This window comes from Lactobacillus pasteurii DSM 23907 = CRBIP 24.76 (genome assembly GCF_000297025.1).
Taxonomy (GTDB): domain Bacteria; phylum Bacillota; class Bacilli; order Lactobacillales; family Lactobacillaceae; genus Lactobacillus; species Lactobacillus pasteurii.
Genome location: NZ_CAKD01000013.1, coordinates 155,346 through 176,070, shown reverse-complemented (window position 1 = coordinate 176,070; position 20,725 = coordinate 155,346). Strand labels below are relative to the sequence as shown.

Here is a 20,725-nt window from a genome sequence, read left to right as displayed (position 1 = left end):
ATCGTTAAGTACATTGCGAGCAGTTCTAACGGAAAAACGTTTGTCGTCCTTAGCTCTGAATAAGGAAAGCCGAGCAAAATGCACTGACATCAGCCAAGAGATAATCATGGTTAATGAAATGGTAGATTTACGCTTAAAATTGACTTGTTTGGTTAACTTAGCTAGACCAATTAGTTTAACAAATGAAGAAATTAAGGATTTAGTATCGTTTTCTGTGTCGATTTGTTCTATACTGTTCATTGCGCAGGATCTCCTTTACTTTTTAGGTCGACACTTAAAGTATAACGCAGAGAGATCCTGCGTTTTTATTTTTGATAAGAAAAAGCCAAGAGGCACGGGGACGGAGCGCTAATCTTAACTTTCAAGTTTCAGTTATTTACTACATAAGTAATATAAGGCTTGATTTGCTCAAATAGCATTGTATTATTTTTGACAAAATGGCTCATCCAAGTATCGGGAACAAAGTTCCCCCAAAGCAGAACCAAAGCTGGAATCATCTCACGCTTTTTCATTTCTTCCAGCATCTTGACTGCATTATCAAAATATTTTTCATTGATTTTTGAAAAATCATACTCATAACTGCCATCTTCGCGAGTAGTAATAGCAAATGGCTCACGACCATTAATTGGTAAACTTGAGTCCCATTGACGCAAAATATTGATTTGAATTGCGTTAAATCCTTGAGCTTTGCGAGTATCAAGATAATAACGCCAATCAGGCATTTCAACACTAGTGAAAGCTCCCCAGCAAGTATCTGCTAAATAGAAAATTCGCTTATCGTTTTTGTACAAATATTTTTCTTTTGTTTTTAACATATTTCTACCTCATAAACAAAAAACGGCAAGACCAATAATTAGAGTTTCACCCCTAATTACAAGTCTTGCCAACTTAATGTAACAATCTTTTATTCTATTGTATCACACTTATTGAAAGCGGTTGCTTATTTGGCGAGTGATATTTTTATTTTAGTAAAATAAAGACTTGAAGCAATATCTCCAAGTCTCTATTCATTATTAATATTCTATCAACTGAGAAAAACTACTTGTTGTAAACTTGCTTCTTGAATTCAGCAACGTTTGCCTTAGTAACAATCTTTACAGGTACTTTGTCGTTCTTTGGAACCTTCTTGCCTTGGTAGTGGTCGTAAACCATTTGAACAGATTCTTCACCGATCTTGTTCCATTGTTGGCCAATTGTAGCAGCGATTTGACCCTTTTCAATTGCAGTCAAGGCAGCCAAAGCACCGTCAAAGCCGATGATAGTAACGTTCTTCTTAGCAGCTCTAACAGCTCTAGCAGCACCAACAGCTTCTTCGTCGTTTTGAGCAAAGATACCCTTGATGTCTGAGTGAGCTTGCAAAATGTTTTCAGTAACAGTCAAGGCCTTAGCTCTATCAAAGTTAGCAGCTTGCTTAGAAACAATATTTAACTTCTTGTCACCAATGCTATCAAATCCCTTACCACGTTCACGGGTTGCTGAAGCACCTGGGATACCTTGAATTTCAGCAATTTTAGCGTTTGCGCCTAATTCCTTAACAAGCCATTCAGCTGCCATCTTACCACCGGCAACGTTGTCGGAGGCAACAGTTGAAACAACTTCACCTGAGTCAGCACTACGGTCTACACAAACTACAGGAATGTTAGCTTCATTTGCTTTCTTAACAACTGTTGAAATCGCAGATGAGTCACATGGATTGATGATTAAAGCATCAACCTTTTGAGTGATTAAGTCTTCTACGTCGTTGTTTTGCTTTGAAGTATCGTTATTAGCGTCACTAATAATAACCTTTGAGCCCTTACCCTTTGCGTAGTCGTTAATAACGTTCTTCAAGTTTACGAATGCAGGGTTTGATAAAGTAGAAATTGATACACCAATCTTCAAGTCCTTAGGTGCCTTCTTTTCAACCTTATCAGAAGAACCAGAACCATTACTCAAACCAGTTTGACCACAACCTGCGAGCAATCCACCAGCAAGTAACAAAACAGATGAAGCTACAGCAACTTTTTTAAAGCCTTTTGCAAATTTTTTGAAATTCATAATGTACACCTTCTAAATTTCCAAATTCTTACTAACTAACATATTAATCACGATTCTTTTGAGTTTGTGAGTCAATCATAACCGCGATCAAAATAACTACACCTTTTACAATTTGTTGATAGAAACTATTAACCCCTAATAAGTTCATACCATTACTTAAGGATGCGATCAAAAGGGCACCAACTAATGTACCAGACATTCTACCCTTACCACCCATCAAACTTGCACCACCGATAACAGTAGAAGCAATTGCATCCATTTCGTAGGATGTACCTGCGTCAGGTTGAGCAGAACCCAATCTTGAAGTCAAGATGAAACCAGCTAAAGCTGCTAGCAAACCTGAAATGGTATAAATAGTAATCAATACTTTTTTAGTTTTAACACCTGCAACAAAGGCAGCTTTTTCATTACCACCAAGTGCGAAAGTCTTGCGACCAAATGCAGTCTTGTGAAGCAATACGTAACATATAGCAAAGGCAATCAAAGTAATAATGATTGGGAATGGGATACCGAACAAGTAGCCTTGACCGATGAATTGGAAGAAGAAACTAGTGTTCATCTTTCCACCGGTAATTGGGTTACCACCAGTAAATACGTAGGTAGCACCTCTCCAAATTGTCATTGTTGCCAATGTTGCAATAAATGGAGTTACCTTACCCCAGGTAATAAACAAACCGTTAATTGCACCTAAAACTGCACCAAGTGCAATACCGATTAAACCTGCTAGCCATGCTGGCATACCACCTAAAATCATGCTGGCAGTGATTGCTCCAGTCAAAGCTAAGATTGAACCTACTGATAAGTCGATACCAGATGTCAAAATAACAAATGTCATACCAAAGGCAATCAAAGCATTAACAGATGTTTGTCTAAATAAGTTCATCAAGTTATTTGGTGCAATGAACTGTGGATTCAATGCTGTAATAACAATTGCCAAAATAATTAAAGCAATTAACGCCATATATTTTGTGACATCAAATTTAGCTTTAGGTTTATCCATCATCTTATTTTCCTCCTGTAGCCAACTTCATTACTTGTTCTTGAGTAGCGCCCTTCGCATCGATGATACCCATTTCTTTTCCTTCGTATAAAACCTTAATACGGTCACTCATACTCAACACTTCTGGAAGGTCACTAGATACCATGATGATTGCAACATTGCGATCTGTCAGTTGGTTCATTAACTTGTAGATTTCCTTCTTAGCACCAACGTCGACACCACGCGTAGGCTCGTCCAAAATTAATACTCTTGATCCACTACCTACCCACTTTGCCAAAACAACCTTCTGTTGATTACCACCAGAAAGACTTCTAGCAGGAACATTTGCACTCTGGGCTTTAACTGTTAATCTCTTCATCAGCATATCAACAAATTCATCTTCGGCCTTTTTATCGATAATTCCACCTTTTCTGAATCCATCAATACTTGGCAAAGCAATATTGTCTTCTAAGGATTGATCTAAAACTAATCCTTCTGTCTTTCTATCCTCGGTTAAGAAACCAATACCATGTTTAATCGATTCACTTGGGCTAGATAGTTTAACCTCTTCCCCATGTAAGATGATTTTTCCGGATTTTAGTTTATCTATTCCGAATAAAGCACGCATTGTTTCGGTTCTACCGGCACCCATAAGTCCAGAAAAGCCTAATATTTCACCTTCGTGAACTTCAAAGCTAATATCGTTAAACTTGGCACCTGTTAAATGTTCCGCCTTCAAAGCAACTGGACCAAACTTAGGATTTCTAGCAGGGTAGTAGTCACCAATATCTCTACCAACCATATCCTTAACAATTCGATCTTCTTTAACTTCAGTTGTGCTATAGGTATTAACTGAAACACCATCTCTCATGACTGTTACTCGGTCACAAATCTGCCAAAGTTCTTCCATTCTGTGAGAGATATAGATGAAACCTACTCCTTTGCTCTTTAGTTCTCTAATTGTCTTGAACAGGATTGCCGTTTCATTTTCTGTTAAAGCAGCTGTTGGTTCGTCCATGATGATAAACTTTGCATCTGTCATCAATGACTTAGCAATTTCAATCATCTGTTGGTTACCAACTGTCAAATTACCTATCAATTGGTCAACATTGATATTTGAACCTAGTTGCTCAAGATAATGTTTAGCCTGCTTCTTCATTTCCTTTTGATTCATAAGACCAAACTTTGTTTTGATCTCTTTATTCAGAAACATATTGTCTACAACACTCATTTGAGGGAAGTTATTCATTTCTTGGTGAATAAAACTGATCCCATGGTGTTCAGCATCCAAAGCACTTGAGTAGCTCGTTTCTTTTCCATCGATCAAAATTGAGCCAGCATCCTTTTGCAATAATCCTGTTAGGATGTTCATCAATGTAGATTTTCCGGCACCGTTTTCACCCATCAATGCATGAACTTCACCAGATTTAACATCGAAGTTTACTCCCTGCAAAACCTTGTTTGAACCGAATGCCTTTGCGATTCCTTTCATTTCTATTTGCATAAAAGGATCTCCCTTTCTAAAAAACTACACCACTTTCTAAAATGACATTTGAATATGGTGTTTCTTCACCCGTCCGAATAAATGCTTTACTATCTTTGAGACGTAATTTTAGTTCAGCGTGAGTTATAAATTCTATTTCAACATTTGGCAAAACTTTCTTGATGTTTTCCAATTGTTCTGGATTTTGTGTTTTTATTTCTTCTGCTATATAAACTTTTTGAACTTCTAACTCAGTCAAAACTTCAGTTAAAACATCGATAAAGCTAGGTAGATCTTTTTTAACTGCCAAGTCAATTTTGACAGTTCCTTTTGGAACCGGAGTTCCTGCATCCCCGACACCTAACAAATCCATGTGGCCCATATCAGCCACTACACTTGAAATCTGAGAATTCAATATTCCACTTTTTTTCATAACAAAACCTCGAATTATAAGTTATAAATGCGAGTAACCTCATCTTCTTTAGGAATTGATGGAATTGCTCCTGGCTTTTGAACAGCTATTGATGAAGCTTGTTGTCCATAAACGATCGCTTCTTCAATATTTGAAAGGTCCACTTTCAATTTACTTGCCATCGATCCGATAAATGTATCTCCAGCTGCAGTAGTATCAACTGGCTTTACCTTAAATGCTGGAATGATCTTTTCGGTATCCTTGCTTGATAGGAAAACTCCTCTTGAGCCTAATGTAATTAGTACAACACTTACGCCTTTTTCATGGAAGTAGCTGGCAACTTTATGCATGTCTTCCACGCTTTCAACTTTTATTCCAGTCAAGACTTCTGCTTCAGTTTCATTTGGAGCAATAACATCTGTAACTGCCAATAATTCTGATGCAATCTCTGAAGCTGGGGCTGGATTTAAAATTGTAATTACCTCATTTTCTTTTGCAATTTTAAATGCTTCTAGTGTAGCTTCTTTTGGAGTTTCAAATTGTGCAATCAAGATATCAAGTGTTTCAAGTTCTTCCTTCATTTCATCAATATCTGACTTGCGAATACTATCATTTGAACCTGGATACACCAAAATACTATTTTGTCCTTCTTCGTCTAATAGAATTGTTGCTGTACCTGTGCTATTTTTTTCATCCTCTAAAACACATTCGATGTCGATGCCTTCTGCTTTAAGAAGATCACGCATCATTACGCCATCTGCATCCTTGCCAACCGAGCCGATAAACTTTACCTTTGCACCATTTCTAATAGCAGAAACGGCTTGGTTAGCTCCTTTTCCGCCTCCGGCTGAGCTTTTACTTTGCACATGAATTGTCTCACCTGGTTGAGGAATTCTGTCAACGTGCAAGGTAGTGTCTACATTAATACTTCCGAGTACTCCTACATTACTCATAACTCTTCTCACATTCTACTAAAATAAACTAAAATTTTTAACTGACTTTATACTTATTACAGTTACTATTCAAGCACTTATTGATAGCGTTTTCAATAGGTTTAGCAAAAAAATATTATTCTAGTTATATTTTAGTTGACAAGCTTTTAAAGATAAAAAAAGAGCATAGTGGTGCATAACCCATTACTATGCTCTTTTCTCTTAATCAATTATTGATTCTAGGTCACCATACCAATAAGCGTCAACTTTATCGCTAATTGGGTCAAAATAATCTGGAGTTACATTAATGTATTTGCCCGCCTCTGCAAGGATTGGTACGACATCAGCGCGGACTGCAGCCATATGGTGAATGTATGGACCATAAACATACTTAGCTTCGAATCTATTTAAGTTTTGGAATTCAAACCATGCATATGTTCCCTGTTCATATGGTCCCTCACATGTCTTAGCGTTACCTAAAAGCATTGAATATTTGCCATGATCGCCATCAAATCTTACTAATGTGTAGTCGCCATCCTTGATTTCAAAGGCAGCTGATCCAGGATAGTCAAATACAAAGTGTGATGGTGGCAAAACTGGTCTATTCTTTGCAGTTTGGAAGGCAAATGTACCCAAGTGTTGCAACAATTCACCGTTTTCATTGTATGGGTGGCGGCAGTTAACGTCTGCAAACAAAGCTTTTTCTTCACCTAAAGTTGCACTTTCAACTAGCAATTCTGAAATAGCACCATTAATATCAACTTCACATGTTACTGGCAAGCCTTCAGTTTGAAGCAAGGCTTCTGAAGCATATGGCAAGATGCCGATTTCGCGTTGAAGTTCTGTCCAGCATTGAATTACGCCGGCATTACAGCCATATTGATGCATCTTGTCTTCAAGTGCCAACTTCAATGCAGCTACCTTATCGAAATCTTTTTCTTCAATTTGAACATCAGCCCACTTGCGATAAGTATCCTTAGTCTCTTCGATGCGAGGATCCTTCTTTTCCAAGATATCCTTCATAGCTGTAGTCAATTCACCTAAAGGAATAGGAGACAATTGGATACCAAATTTTTCAAGCAATTCCCCTTCATTTACTATTACAGACCAAAAGTCAAATGGTCGTGGACCCACTTGAAGAATTCGAGTACTTCTAAAGGTCTTTACAACATTACATACTTTGATAAAGTCTACTAAACCTCTGGTAAAGCTTGGATCATCAATATCGCTGTTTCTGATGTAAGTAAATGGAACATTGAAGTGTCTCAAAACTTTGCCGATCGCAAATAAACCACACTGGGTATCTCTTCTTCTAGAGCCATCTTCTGCAGGAGCTTCATCTCTTGGCCCCCACAATAAAACTGGCACATTGAACTTAGCTGCTAATCTAGCTACTTCATATTCTGTTCCGAAGTTTTCATTGGCAATGAACAAACCATCAATTTCTTCATCTCTGAATTTTTTATATACTTTTTCAAGTCCTTCATCATCGTAAAGTAAGCCATCAGAATTAACATCCTTGATATCAACGTAGTTAATGCCGATTTCATCCATCTTTTCGCGAGTATAATTTGCGAATTCGATTGCTGCTTCAGCTGAGAAAATATTTCTTCTAGTAGGAACAAAGCCAATTTTTATCTTTTTAAGAGCTTCTTTATTAACCATAATTATCCTTCTTTCCGAGTAAACGTTTTCATGTATTAAACTTAACACTTTTGTGAAGGATTAATCAAGCTAATATTTACTAGAATAGACTAAACTAGCTAAATAGAATTTCGCTCAACCAAGTGTGTGCTGACCAAACACTTTTGCGCTTCCCATTCAGAATCCTCTGCTTGGCTTTGTAATTGGAAGATAACTTGGTTAACGATTTGTTGAATTGGCACATGGATAGTGGTCAATTCTGGAATGACCATGACATCTTCATAAATATCGTCAAAGCCCATGATGGCAATGTCTTCTGGAATTGATAAGCCTTGTTTGAGGAACTCCTTCAATAGTCTCAAGGCCATATAATCATCTTCACAGAACAATGCCTCAGGCAGGTCTTTGGTATTGAATTCTGGCAAATCGCTTGATGGCATTAATTGAATCGGATTCAAACTATACATATACTTCTTCTCTAGTTCTAATCCATTTTCTGCTAAAGCTTGCACAAAACCTTTTCTTCTCTGGTAAAAGTTTGGAATTAACTTATTGGATGCAACATAGCCGATCTTCTTGTAGCCCTTGCTGATGATATATTTACCGGCTGTGTAGGCACCCCTGAAGTTGTCCATGGTGACAAAATCAGCATCAATGTCGTCATAATATGTATCGACAAAAACCACGTTCTTTATCCGCTTATTGATTGCAATAATATCATTTCTACTTAGGTCTGTTCCTAATACCACAGCATTAGTAATTTTAGTATGTTCTAGTAAAGTCTTTAGGTCAGATGCCAAATTATCAATTGAAAGAGTATCAATTTGGACATGTCCACCAAAACCTGAAACGTTTTGCGTCAAACTTGAAACAAGCTTATCAAAGAAAGGCAAGCTCCGATAATTTTGGCTAACGACACCATTTTTATCGCTAACGATGATCAAGTTAACACTGGCTATCTTTCTAACGCCACCCTTTTTTCTTTTTCTCAGCGGCTTATATCCTTCTTGATCAATGATATCGAATATCTTCTTGCGGGTTTCATCACTTACACCTGGTTTGCCATTTAAAGCAAGCGATACCGCTGATCTAGAGACATTTGCCTTGGCAGCAATATCGCTCATTTTTATCTTTTTCATTTGGAATTCTTCTTTCTGTAATAGCATTCGTAAATATATTACCACGTTATACAACTTTTTACTAAAAAATAACTAAATTTAATTTTTATTTAGTAAAATAGCAAGATTTTTTACAATTTGCATGATATGATAGCGGTGTCAACGAAATTAAATAGATAGTGAGGTACACAGCAATGAATACTTTGGACTTAAAGAAAAAAGCTGTTCAACTAAGAAAGAATACTTGGCAGCTAATTTACAATCACAAAAATGGACACACCGGTTCCTGCCTATCCTGCGCAGATATCTTGGTTGCCTTATATTACGGCGTAATGAACCAAACGCTTGACAACTTAAACGATCCAGATATTGATACCTACATTCAAAGCAAGGGACACGCTGTTGAAATTTGGTATGAAATTTTAGCTGACAAAGGCTACATCAAGCAAGAAGACCTTGATAATGGCTACTCTACTTTCAATACGCCATTCATCGGTCACCCAACTACTGAAATTAAGGGAATGGAATTCCACACTGGTTCACTTGGCCACGGTTTAGGTCTTGGCGTTGGTGTTGCTCTTGCTTCCAAGATGAACCATTCCAAGAAGCGCACTTTCGTCTTGATGGGAGACGGCGAACAAGCTGAAGGTTCTATCTGGGAAGCAGCAATGGCTGCCGGCAATTACAACTTGGACAATTTAATTGCCATTGTTGATCACAACGAATTGCAAATTTCTGGTACCACCAACACGGTCATGCGGTCAAACCCATTAACTGACAAGTATCGTGCTTTTGGCTGGGACGTACAAGAAGTAAATGGCAACGATGTGGAAGCTTTAGTTGAAATTCTTTCAAAAGAAAACAATACCAACAAGCCACGCGTAATCATTGCTCACACTGTTAAGGGCAAGGGTGTTTCATTTGCCGAAAATCGAGCTGACTGGCACCACAAGATTCCAACTGAAGAAGAATATCAAAAGGCACTTAAAGAATTTGATGCTCAAATGGAGGCTTTAGAAAATGAATAATACAGATACAAAATTAACTGCTAATGCCGTAATTGCTGAAACTTTGGACAAGGCAACAGCTACTGATCCAGATTTATTAGTAGTAACTTGCGACTCCCGCGGTTCAGCTGGATTGAATGCTTTCACTAACGCTCACCCTGACCGTACGATTGAAATGGGTATCGCCGAACAAAACGCTGTAACTGTAGCAGCTGGTATGGCCCACGAAGGCAAGCATCCTTTCGTCTTCTCTCCTGCACCATTTTTGTCAATGCGTTCAATCGAACAAGTAAAAGTTGACGTAGCCTTCAACAAAAACAACGTTAAATTGATCGGTATTTCTGGTGGTAACTCCTACACTTGGCTTGGCAACACTCACCACTCACTTAACGATGTTGCCATCACTAGAGCTATTCCAGATTTAGAAGTCTACCAACCATGCGACAAGTACCAAGTTAAGGCACTTTTCAAATACTTGCTCACTTCTGACAAGCCTGCCTACGTTCGTGTCGGCAAGCGCAAATTGGACAATGTTTACCACGAAGACTTCGAATTCGTACCTGGCAAGGCTACAACTATTCGCGAAGGTAAGGATATCTGCTTAATTTCAACTGGCGAAATGTTGTACTTCACTTTAGAAGCAGCCAAGAACTTGAGTGAACTTGGCATTGAAGCCGAAGTTGTTGACCTTGGCTCAATCAAGCCACTTGATACTGAAAAAATTGCCGAACTAGCTCAACGCTTTGACCACCTTGTGACTGTTGAAGAACACGATGTTATCAACGGTATTGGTGCAGCTGTGGCAACTGAAGTTGCTAAATATGCTTACGCTAAGTTAGACATCTTGGGCTTCCCAGATGAACCAGCTATCCAAGGAAGTCAAGACGATGTGTTCCACTACTACGGCTTAGATGCCGAAGGGATCACTAACTCCGTCAAAAATATTCTATCTAAGTAGGTAATCATTATGGCAGGAAAATACGTTTTAGCAATTGATCAAAGTACCCAAGGAACTAAGGCAATCTTATTTGATCATAGTGGAGCAATTTTTTGGAAAAGTTCTCTGCCACATAAGCAAATTATCAGCCAACATAGTTGGATTAGTCATAACCTAAACGAAATCAAAAATAATCTTACTCAACTATTTAAATTAGCTTTAGACCAGGTTCCCTCCTCTGAAATTGAAGCAGTTGCACTTACCAATCAGCGAGAATCAGCTGCTGCCTGGTCTAGAAAAACTGGCGAACCCCTTTGTTCAACTATCGTTTGGCAAGATAATCGTGCAGAGCAATTGATCAAACGTATTTCATATCAGGAATTGCTCGACGCAGTTAAAAATAAAACCGGCTTGGCCTTATCTGCTTATTTCACCGGTGCTAAATGGGGCTGGATGCTCTTAAACGAGCCAAGAGTAATTCAAGCTCAGCAAAATAATGACTTATGCTTAGGAACTATGGACGCCTGGTTAGTCTATCAACTAACTTCAGGCAAAAGCTTCAAGACTGAGCCTTCTAATGCCTGCAGAACGCAATTAATGAACATTCATACTGGTCAATGGGATCATGAACTGGCTGAAATTTTTGGAATTGATTTAAATAATCTACCTGAAATCGTCGATTCCAATGCTAACTTCGGTCAAACTGATCTATTTGGCTTAGCAGATCATCCTATCCCAATTCTTAGCGTTCTGGGTGACTCTCAGGCAGCCCTTTTTGCCCATCAATGCTACCAACCAGGAGATTTTAAGGTTACTTTTGGCACGGGATCTTCTGTTATGTTAAATATTGGCGATAAATTGATGGACGATCTCAATAATCAACTCAATACTTCAATTGCTTGGTCAATTAATGGTAAGACTTCTTACGTAATTGAAGGAAATATCAACTATGCCGGGGCCAGCATCACTTGGTTGAAAGACAAATTGAAACTAATTGCTAGCCCTGAAGAAACTACTGAACTGGCTCTAACTGCTGATCCAGAAGATCATACCATCTTGATTCCTGCCTTTGCAGGCCTTGGGACGCCTTACTGGCTACCTGAAATGAAAGCCGCTTTTGTTGGTATGACTGCATCAACCGGCAAAAAAGAACTAGTTCGCGCAACTTTAAATTCATTAGTTTACCAAATCTGTGATATTATTTCTGAATTTCAAAAGATTTATCCTAACGTAAAAGCAGAAATCCATACTGACGGTGGCATGATCCACAACAAATATTTGATGCAATACTTGAGCAATATTGCTCAAAGCCAAGTAGTTATTTCCGATGTATCTGAACTTAGCGCTTTGGGCACTGCCATGAATGCCCAAAATGCTATCACTGCTCCTATTTCTTCTAAGACTTACCAACCTAGAATGACAAAAGAGCAAGCTTCAGTCTTCCGCAAGGAATGGTCTACTTATATAGAAAAACTATCCTAACTAAAAACAGCTAAGTCAATATCCCCCTCTCTGACTTGGCTGTTTCTTGTATCGCAGCGTTAAAACTGTTACAATGGGTATAGAAAAAGGGAGATGTTTGCAGACATCTCCCCTAGCAGATCCGCAAATGCGGTGACCTAATTATAAAGTAGTTCAAACAACCACTAGCACTCAGTCAAAGTTGATAGTGGTTGTTTTTTTCTTTTACATCCATTTGAGCAAATGGATCACCAGGATAAGATATCCGATGGTTGCCACTAGCTTGACTAAATTTGTCGCAAGGACTGTTAACCAATAAGTAAGCACTATCGTCTCCCGGATTAGCTTGATGACTTTCCGGTAGAGGAAATTCATCATTAACCTCCTTTCTACTTAGTTTCTGCTTATTTGGAAAATTTCCCCATAGGCATACCCTTTCGAAAAAGAAGACCACCACTGTTCACTTTTCTGCTATACAAATTTTATCAATACACAATTAACTGATCAACAAATTATTGTGAGTTTTCTAATCCAAATATCTCAAATCAGAAAACTGGTAATCTTTATATTTTTTAGCTAAGTCAGGACTTCTGAATGCTACATCAGTCACTGAAACTTGTGCACCAACTGCAACTAACAAGACTGGCTGGCCTTTTTCGGTGTGCAAGGCATAGTATTCGCCATCTCCGGCACCTTGGAAATATCCACGAACATTTATCCAGTAAATTCCATCGAGTGGCTTATCAAATTCCATAATTCGAACCCAATCTTTTGCAGCTTCACGGTATTCTTTAGATATCTTTGAATAGTCAAAGGTTGCTAAAAAATGTGGATCCATTTCATGTGCTTCAGAACTGCCCATTTCAGAAACAATATTATGCTCTGTAAATTCTTGCATCTTCACCTTTTTGTCGTATTTATCCCAGTAATACCATTTGCCGCGCATTTCTTCTGGGAAAGTGTAGAGGCCTTTATCTCCAGGATAAGAGGTCTTGGCAGCTGAAGTTTGATTTCTTTGATCAATTACTTTGACAATTTTGCTTAACTCAGAAGTTTCCTGATCCAATTTCTGCCGTCTTAAAGTGCGAACCATACTGCTAAAGTTTTTGTAGCTTACAGTCTTACCAGCATTGGTATAAAGCACAACTGTCATGTCGTTTGCATCCTGCTTATCTGGCACATAAGAGTAAGCAGCTGATTCATTAAAAACATAGACTGGATCAGATACAGCAAATTGATAGTTGGCCTTTTGACGGATCTTCAAATCGATTTCATCCTGCTGCGTCAACTTACTCCAGACAGGGTTTTCCTGATTTTTCATATAAGCTACAATAATCGCTACTGCTTCTTTAGGCGAGTAATCCGCAATTTTAGTAGAAGTCAAAAAAGTTATCTTCTCTTTAGTCTGATGAGTTTTCTTTTTGCTTTGCTTGGTCACTTTCGTATCAGCAGTCTTGTTAACTTCTTGCATCTTCGACTGCTTCGCCATAAATATTCCGGCAGAAACCGAAATACCAACGATTGCTATAGCCAAGACTAAATAGATCAAGCTCTTTCTACTCTTTTTGGCTATATCAGTTGATTTCGGCACTTGCTTTAACTCTAATGATTTGCCACAATTACCGCAAAAACTGGCACCTTTATCATTTTTGGCTCCACAATTTGGACATTTCATTCTTCTTCCTCCCATTTCGATGAACAATGTCACAATTTCAACTTTAATAAAGTATCATACCTATATGTTGATATGCAATGGAAAGTGGTTGTTTTTTTCTTTTACATCCATCCTATTAGATGGATAACCAAGATAAAGCAAATAACCTGCTACTCTCTCGTAAAGTAGCAGGTTATTTGCATACTCAAATTTATTTTCTAAAACTTAGCCCAACCTAAAGCATGTTGAGCAGCTAAATTAAGAATATTCCATTGACGGTCAAAGCTTGGTGAGAAGAAGAAATCTTGTTCTGCCAAATCTTCCAAAGTCAACTTGTGACTTATTGCCAAACTAAGGACATTGCCTTGACCAGTAAGGTCATATTTCGACATTACAGCTCCACCCAAAATCTGGTGTGATGAAGCATTGTAAGTAAGCGCAACATACCCTAATGGATTATCTTCTTCAGGAATAAAGTCAGGTCTTAAATGATCTACATAAACACTGGTTTTTGCATCTATTCCGGCAAACTTAGCCGTGCGAGTATTCAAACCTGTTGCCACTGCATGTACATCGCCAAATTCTAAGAGTTGTGCACCGGCTAAACCGTAAAATGGACGAGATGGCTTAGCTTCAAAAAGATGGTTAACCAAGTATTCAGCCTCATGTCTTGAAGCTGTAGCTGAAGGAATTGGAATATGTTTGCCAGCTGGAATTGAATATGGCCAAATAGCATCCCCTAAGGCATAGACATCTTCAAGATTAGTTCTGAAGTATTCATCAGTTTCAATGTAACCTTGCTTGTTAAGCTCAACTACACCCTTGAGCCAGTCAGTATTTGCCTTGATGCCGACAGTGATAATAACTAAATCCGTTTCAATTTCGCCTTTATCAGTAACAATCGTCTTAACTGCTTGATCGCCCTTGAATCCAGTTACCTTAGCACCCATGACTAGGTTGACATTTTTATCCTTTAATTCATTTTCAAAAACATCAGTAAATTCTTTAGGCAAATAATTAGCAAGAGGCGCATCATTGATGTCAATCAAGGTAACTTCTTTGCCATGCATTACGGCTGCTTCAACAGCTGAAACACCATTGCCTGCACCGATAACAGCTACCTTTTTAATGCTTGAATCCTTCAAGGCTTGATCAATTTTGCTTGCCCATGAATATCCTCTCATTAAAAAGATATTGTCCAAATCATTCCCTTCGACAGGGATATTTTGTGGTACAACACCTGGGGTTAAAATCAGCTTGTCGTAGCTAACGTCTTTAGTGTTGTTAGTTACCGTATTTTTGATTGTGACAGTCTTTTTATCAGGATTAATCGCAATAGCTTGACTATTATTTTCAATCTTACCACCACGTTCAATCAGATCATTTGGTTCAAAATTTCTAACGTTATTTTGACCAGTGGTCTTTCCTTCCAAAAATAGTTTCATCCCGCAAGACATAAAGGAAACAAAATCGCTTGCTTCAAATACTTGAACGTCAACGTTCTTGTAGCGATCAAGTAGTTCAATCGCAGCTTCATGTCCTGGGTGAGAAGCACCAATGATTACAATCTTTTTTGTCATAAAAAATACCTCCTTTTATCGCCTTAGATTGTAACACTATTGTTAGCGCTGTCAAAATGATATGCTCAGGACTAAAAAAGGACAGATTTCCATGTGGAATTCTGTCCTACTTTTTAATAATAGCCAACAATCTGTATTTTCCTACTTCAAAGACTTGCCCAGTTCATATGCTCGTTGTGCATGCTTTTGCAATTTCTTATTATTCCAGGAGTCATCGGCGTAAATTTCGCCTAAGCTTGGCCAGCGCATGTAATCTTGAAGCTTCTTCATGTGAAGCTTAATCGCAGCTAAACTGAGCGTTGATCCCAAAGTAATACAGCGATGAAACTAGAACTACTAAATCTGCTTCTAACAGCTTAGGCATAACTTCAGCTTCGATTTCATCATGGTCTGGAATAGTTATTTCCATCCCTGGCTTTGACTCAACTTGTAAGAAATGAGGATTGACTTTGCCTTGCAAGCCTGCGTCATAGCGAAAGACTTCGTTTCCAGCTTCTTTTGCACCTTTTTCAAAATAATCTGCCAAGGTATTTGATGCGCCAGGATTGTGCGGACTTCCTGTTAAGATAACGATTTTCATATTTGTCCCTCCGTTACACATAAATTATTGTCTGTAGCTTTACTCTAGCGCTTTTTTCTGCTTGATAAAAATATCTATTTTCAATTCCTAGCTATGCAAATCAAGTATAAGTATTAAGTCGACAAACTTTTATAATTACTAAAAAGCTCGTCGGCAGCTAAATATTTCTTTACTGGATTTACTGTTATGATACTCCTTTTTATGTTTTTGATGGCGAGAAAATTCAGATTTGTAGCTATAATTACAATAAGTAGTGTCTATATAGATATAATAATTAAGTATTTGTGTACCAAAAATAGACCAAATTATTCTTATTCAGTCAGGTGTTATCGCTTTCATCAATGTCATATGATCTATTATAATATAAGTATAGAGAAGATTTATACCCTATAGATTTATGTTCGATATAGGAGGGATAAAAATGAGATTTTCAACTAGACCAAAGTACACATTGCGGAAATTAACTATTGGACTTGTCTCCGTATTTTTCGGAACGGTCGTTATTGCTGTTTCTCGGCATGCTCATGCTGCTGTTGTCGATTCTGATCAAGACAAACCAGGTTTAGTGATCAAAACCTCCACTGATAAGCCTTTGTCAGTAGAAACCACGACTACTACTGAAGAAACTTCTACCCCTTCAACTACTGAGGTAACTGAATTCGATGGAACCAAGGAAGAAGCTCCACCTGTAGTTGAAGAATCAGTGGCAGAAGAGTCAGTTTCTGAAGTAGACAACGATGAGAATGCTGAAAAGGATACCGAAACTAGTAATAATAGCGTGGTAGAGCCTAATTCAACTGTAAACACTGGCAATGCAATCGAAAAAGCTTCTAGTGAACTTGCAACGGTGGAGAAGACTGAGCCATCTAAAGAAGAATCCGTTGAAGAGAAGACTACTGAAAAAGTAGAAAGTGATGCTGACAAAACTGGCAAAGTTAGAACAAAACGTGCTGCAGCAAGTGAGGCCAATCAAGTAGTTGATCAGATTAACTGGGATGCGATATTATATGAAACTTATGACAAAGATGTCAAAATCACGGGTTGGGATCTAGAAAAAGGTGGCTACGATGTGTTATTGCCAAACACTTGGGACTTCCAACAAAAAGGGATCATCGGAGAAGATGGTGTCGCTACAATTAGTTCCGGCGATATGCATAAGATTGTGCTAGATATTACTGATGTATCTAAGTTGCCTGATCCAGATCAAAAATCATCTATTACAATTTCACATAACGGTGGAAGCAAGTTGATAGCCAGCAATGAAAACTGGAGCCGGACTTTTTCTGTCCAAAACGAATACCAAAGATTTAATCCCTATTACAATCCTAATCTAATAGCTATAGATGCTAATCATCTAGATACTTATAAAATAACTAATATGGAAGGTATATTCTATAAATTATATTCTCTTCACTCTTTGAATATTGAAGACTGGAATGTATCTAATGTTAAAAGCTTATCCCATGCATTTGGTAATACTTCCTTGACAAATTTAGATTTGAATAGTTGGGATACTCAAAGTCTAATAAATCTTGATAGTGCATTCATAGGAATTCGTACTCTTGCTTCGTTAAAGATTGATAAATGGAACACTTCAAAAATAACAAACATAGAAAGATTTTTAGTTAATACGTCCAATTTAAAAGAAATAAATCTAGCCGCCTGGGATACGTCTAAAATAATAACTGCATCATACGCTTTTAAAGACTCAGGTTTAGAAGAGCTAGATGTAAGTAACTGGGATACTTCTAACTTGAAATATGCAAATTATATGTTTTCAGGTACATCATTTTCCTTTTTGGGTGTTTCTAGATGGGATACTTCGAATTTAATCAATGCAACTGCTATGTTTAGTGACATGAGAAGTTTAACAAAATTAGATGTTTCCAAGTGGGATACTTCAAATTTAACAACAATAGCAAATATGTTTGAGAATGCTACCAGTTTAGAAAATTTAGACGTTTCTAGATGGGATACTCACAATATTAAAGATATGCAATATGCTTTTGATAACACTCAAAAACTTCAAAAGTTGGACGTAAGCAAATGGAATACCTCTAATGTTATAAATCTATCTAATACATTCGCTAATTCCAGATCATTAAAGGATTTGGACGTAAGTAAGTGGAATACTTCTAATGTTACAAATATGAATGCCACGTTCTCTGGACTTAAATTTTCAAGATTGGATATATCTAACTGGGACACTTCCAAGGTAAACTCGATGGTACGTACATTTGCAAGAACCGATCTTGAACATCTTGACATAAGCAAATGGAATACTTCCAATGTTATCAATATGTACGGAATGTTTGAATATAGTAATAAAATTTCATTTCTTGATATAAGCAAATGGGATACTTCTAATGTCAAAAAATTTGAAAGTATGTTTTCTGGGATGACAAATCTAGATAATCTTGATGTAAGTAAATGGGATACTTCTAGCGGAACTAACTTTAGATATATGTTCAGTTCCGCTAAAAAGTTATCCAAATTAGATATTGATAATTGGGACATGAGTAAAGCAATTGAAATTTATGGTATGTTTTTAAATACAATAAACTTAGAAAGCATTAATGTTTCTAAATGGGATGTATCTAATGTTAAAAACATGCACTTTGTTTTCTCCGGCTCCGGCATTAAAAATCTCGATTTAAGTACTTGGAATACTCAAAACGTTGAATTGGCTTGGCAATTTTTTAGAGACACAAAAACACTTGAAACTATCAACCTCAGTAATTTAAACTTTAACAATTTAGTATATAATTCTGAGAAACCTTGGGGCGAAACTTTCGAAGGAAGCTCAGTTAAAGTCATCTACGCTGACAACTACCAAGGCCCATTAATTCCAGGTTATGATAGAAATGCCCCACTTGTAATCATTACAAACAATACCACCCCAATCACCAACGAAGAAGAGTGGAATAGAACCAACAAACTAACATTTAAAATCGATAACCAGATTAACGGCACCACGTCAACTAAAACAGACAAATTTTCATCTATTATCTTCAAATCTGTTGATGATCTCCATAGCCAAATCAACGACAAGATTAACAACCTTAAAGCTCAACTTGAAGATGGCGGCAAGAACGAGGTTACTATTACTCTAACCTCATCCCCTGCTGACTTAGCTGATGAAGTAAACGGCATCTACAAGGTTGTGGTTCGTGCTGCTACTGCTTCTCAAGAAGTTCGCTTTGTAAACCAAAACAACCCTTCAGAAATCATTTCATCTAGTTCATATCAAGGTAAGATTGGCGAGAGTAAAGATTTCTCCTTGTCTGTTCCTGAACGCTGGAAGCTTGCTGATGGACAAACCATCCCTACTTCTATCACTTTCACAAAAGATGCTGCTCCAATTATTATTGGTTTAGTCCATGATACTGTTCTAATTGATCAACCAGTAAACGCTGGTGATTTAATTCCAAACAAGGGCAATGTCATTTACGAAAAGACCATCACCAACGATGATCTTACCTATAATGTAACTAGAACTATTACGATTCATAATGAACCAAATAGCTCTACTCGAGTTCGTCGCTCGCTTGATAACACCAGAACAATTGAAGAAACAGTTTCATTCAAGAAGACCTACACATTAGACCTAGTTACAATGGAATTAACCGATAATGGCTTTGAATTAGCACCTGGTTCTGCACAAGGATTTACAGCCTTCACACCTACTAATTACGCTGGATACAATTACACTGTAAGTCCAAATAGTGATGCTCTTAATGCAGTAGATAGGGTTGCTCCTACAACAAGTTCATTTAATGTTGATATTTTCTACGAAATTCTAGAAGATACTCAAGTTATTGAATTCGTTGATAAAGATACAAACGAAATCGTTGGTCCTACTTACTCAGTTACTGGGCAAGTTTCCAAAACTATCGCTACTCCAAAAATGCCAGTTCCAGATGGCTGGAAGTTAGTTGATGGACAGATTATTCCTACAGAAGTTTTAATTATTCAAAAAGCTAAACCAATTAGAATCTTGATCGAACACGATATTAAAGAAATTTCTGAAAATCGTGATGATCTTACTAAATTAGTAACTAGAACTATCAACATTGTTGATCCACATACCAACCAGACTAGCAGTCAAAAACAGACTGCTGAATTCAAGCGGTCCGCCTTTATCGATCAAGTTACTGGAGAAGTTGTCAGATACTCTGATTGGGACAAGGCTGAATCTACTTTGGCTGCAGTAATCACACCAATTATTCCTGGTTACACTGCAAGCACTTCTGTTGGAGTATTAATCGTTACACCTGAAAGCGAAGACTCAGAAGTTACAGTGACTTATACTGCTAGCGATGGCAAACAGACAATTATTTTCATCGAAAAGGCTAGTGAAACTGAACTCTCAAGAAGCACAGTTAATGGAAAAACGAATGAAACCATCAAGACAGATCTGCAAGTACCAAGTGGTTATAAGCTTGTTGATGGACAAACCATCCCTACTGAAATCACAATCGGTCCAAAGGATGAACCGATCAAGATTTACGTAGAAAAAGTAGCAACCCCAGTAACCCCTACTCCAGAAATACCAACTCCTGATCCAACAATTACACCTGAGGAACCGACAGAATCTGAAGTTGTAACTACCGAAGATATCAAAATCACAGACACTGACAATTCTAAGACCGAAGAAGAAACAACTACTTCCAAAGAACACTTAGAAGTAAAAGATCTTGATCATAAATCATCTAATGGCAAAACAACTAAGGCGAAATTAACCATCGTATCAACTTCGGCAAACCCTGATAGTTCAACTGCTTCACAGGCTACCTTGCCACAAACTGGCGAAAAGTCTCGCTTGCTTTCCCTCTTACTCGGCTTGTCCTTATCAGTATTAGGATTAACTGCACTTTTCAAGAAGAGGGACAATGGCTAAA

The 20,725-nt window shown here is 37.7% G+C and carries 16 protein-coding genes and 1 pseudogene; 4 read left to right on the top strand and 13 right to left on the bottom strand.

Going from position 1 to position 20,725, the window contains the following annotated elements:
• From BN53_RS03445 to BN53_RS03405, 9 genes and pseudogenes are all read right to left on the bottom strand, one after another.
• Window positions 1-240 (bottom strand): annotated as a pseudogene (locus tag BN53_RS03445) (IS4 family transposase); the annotation flags it as partial.
• Between the two features lie 128 nt (window positions 241-368).
• Entirely contained in the window at window positions 369-815 is a 447-nt protein-coding gene (locus BN53_RS03440; protein ID WP_009559533.1) for an apiosidase-like domain-containing protein, read from the bottom strand.
• A 223-nt stretch (window positions 816-1,038) separates the two neighbouring features.
• Complete coding sequence (locus tag BN53_RS03435; protein ID WP_009559532.1) at window positions 1,039-2,037, bottom strand: substrate-binding domain-containing protein; 999 nt, start codon at window positions 2,035-2,037, stop codon at window positions 1,039-1,041.
• Window positions 2,038-2,080: 43 nt separating this feature from the next.
• Window positions 2,081-3,037, bottom strand: coding sequence for an ABC transporter permease subunit (locus BN53_RS03430; protein WP_040537297.1), 957 nt, complete (start codon window positions 3,035-3,037; stop codon window positions 2,081-2,083).
• 4 nt (window positions 3,038-3,041) lie between these two features.
• Entirely contained in the window at window positions 3,042-4,520 is a 1,479-nt protein-coding gene (locus BN53_RS03425; protein WP_009559530.1) for a sugar ABC transporter ATP-binding protein, read from the bottom strand.
• A 16-nt stretch (window positions 4,521-4,536) separates the two neighbouring features.
• On the bottom strand, window positions 4,537-4,932 hold the full coding sequence (gene rbsD / locus BN53_RS03420; protein ID WP_009559529.1) for a D-ribose pyranase: 396 nt from the start codon (window positions 4,930-4,932) through the stop codon (window positions 4,537-4,539).
• A 14-nt stretch (window positions 4,933-4,946) separates the two neighbouring features.
• The gene (rbsK, locus tag BN53_RS03415) at window positions 4,947-5,864 is read right to left on the bottom strand and encodes a ribokinase (protein ID WP_009559528.1); all 918 of its coding nucleotides are present in this window, start codon (window positions 5,862-5,864) and stop codon (window positions 4,947-4,949) included.
• A gap of 201 nt (window positions 5,865-6,065) precedes the next feature.
• Window positions 6,066-7,508, bottom strand: a complete 1,443-nt coding sequence (locus BN53_RS03410; RefSeq protein WP_009559527.1) for an L-fucose/L-arabinose isomerase family protein — start codon at window positions 7,506-7,508, stop codon at window positions 6,066-6,068.
• Between the two features lie 98 nt (window positions 7,509-7,606).
• The gene (locus BN53_RS03405; RefSeq protein ID WP_009559526.1) at window positions 7,607-8,626 is read right to left on the bottom strand and encodes a LacI family DNA-binding transcriptional regulator; all 1,020 of its coding nucleotides are present in this window, start codon (window positions 8,624-8,626) and stop codon (window positions 7,607-7,609) included.
• Window positions 8,627-8,799: 173 nt separating this feature from the next.
• Here BN53_RS03405 and BN53_RS03400 point away from each other — a divergent pair, with 173 nt between their 5' ends.
• Genes BN53_RS03400 through BN53_RS03390 form a run of 3 tightly spaced genes read left to right on the top strand, consistent with a single transcriptional unit; the run spans window position 8,800 to window position 12,031 of the window.
• On the top strand, window positions 8,800-9,633 hold the full coding sequence (locus BN53_RS03400) for a transketolase (RefSeq protein ID WP_009559525.1): 834 nt from the start codon (window positions 8,800-8,802) through the stop codon (window positions 9,631-9,633).
• Window positions 9,626-10,570, top strand: coding sequence for a transketolase family protein (locus tag BN53_RS03395; RefSeq protein ID WP_009559524.1), 945 nt, complete (start codon window positions 9,626-9,628; stop codon window positions 10,568-10,570). The genes BN53_RS03400 and BN53_RS03395 overlap by 8 nt, the downstream gene beginning before the upstream one ends.
• Window positions 10,571-10,579: 9 nt before the next feature.
• Window positions 10,580-12,031: an FGGY-family carbohydrate kinase gene (locus BN53_RS03390; RefSeq protein WP_009559523.1), complete on the top strand. Its 1,452-nt coding sequence runs from the start codon at window positions 10,580-10,582 to the stop codon at window positions 12,029-12,031.
• A 505-nt stretch (window positions 12,032-12,536) separates the two neighbouring features.
• Here the strand turns inward: BN53_RS03390 and BN53_RS03380 are convergent.
• The 4 genes from BN53_RS03380 to BN53_RS03370 all read right to left on the bottom strand — a co-directional run bounded on the left by BN53_RS03380 (window position 12,537) and on the right by BN53_RS03370 (window position 15,824).
• Window positions 12,537-13,685: a zinc ribbon domain-containing protein gene (locus BN53_RS03380; protein ID WP_009559521.1), complete on the bottom strand. Its 1,149-nt coding sequence runs from the start codon at window positions 13,683-13,685 to the stop codon at window positions 12,537-12,539.
• A gap of 197 nt (window positions 13,686-13,882) precedes the next feature.
• Window positions 13,883-15,244 (bottom strand): FAD-dependent oxidoreductase, encoded by a 1,362-nt coding sequence (locus tag BN53_RS03375; protein WP_009559520.1) that lies wholly within the window; start codon window positions 15,242-15,244, stop codon window positions 13,883-13,885.
• 141 nt (window positions 15,245-15,385) lie between these two features.
• A complete protein-coding gene (locus BN53_RS10025; RefSeq protein ID WP_009559519.1) occupies window positions 15,386-15,514 on the bottom strand; it encodes a hypothetical protein in 129 nt (42 codons plus the stop codon).
• 7 nt (window positions 15,515-15,521) lie between these two features.
• On the bottom strand, window positions 15,522-15,824 hold the full coding sequence (locus tag BN53_RS03370; protein WP_009559518.1) for a flavodoxin family protein: 303 nt from the start codon (window positions 15,822-15,824) through the stop codon (window positions 15,522-15,524).
• A gap of 421 nt (window positions 15,825-16,245) precedes the next feature.
• Here BN53_RS03370 and BN53_RS03365 point away from each other — a divergent pair, with 421 nt between their 5' ends.
• Complete coding sequence (locus BN53_RS03365) at window positions 16,246-20,724, top strand: BspA family leucine-rich repeat surface protein (RefSeq protein ID WP_009559517.1); 4,479 nt, start codon at window positions 16,246-16,248, stop codon at window positions 20,722-20,724.
• The last annotated feature ends 1 nt before the right edge of the window (window position 20,725 follow it).